Annotated in this window: 1 protein-coding gene; it reads left to right on the top strand. The window is 66.3% G+C overall.

Translation table 11 applies throughout. The features are described from left to right. Positions 1 to 395, top strand: a 395-nt coding sequence (locus ELR45_RS10935) for a mycothiol transferase (RefSeq protein ID WP_129666527.1), incomplete at both ends; no start/stop codon positions are given.

The following is a 395-nucleotide window of genomic DNA, read 5'->3' on the forward strand; positions in this document are numbered from 1 at the left end:
GGGAGACGAGACCGCCACCCTCCTCGGCTTCCTGGACTTCCAGCGCGCCACCCTAGAGTGGAAATGCGCTGGGCTGGACTCGGCAGGCCTGAACGCAACCGTCGGCGCCTCATCGATGACCCTGGGCGGAATCATGAAGCACATGGCCTGGGTGGAGGAAGGCTGGTTCACCTACACCCTGCACGGACAAGAGCCAGGATCCCCATGGGACACCGTGGACTGGGACGCCGACCCCGACTGGGAATGGAACTCCACCACCGACAACACACCCGAGCAGATTCGCACGCTCTGGCAGGACACCGTGGCCCACTCCCGTGCGCTGGTCAAGGAAGCGCTCGCCGACGGCGGCCTGGGACAGCCGGCTCAGTTGCCATGGCCCGACGGCCGAGCGATCA

The sequence above is a fragment of the Phytoactinopolyspora endophytica genome (assembly GCF_004138495.1).
GTDB lineage: Bacteria > Actinomycetota > Actinomycetes > Jiangellales > Jiangellaceae > Phytoactinopolyspora > Phytoactinopolyspora endophytica.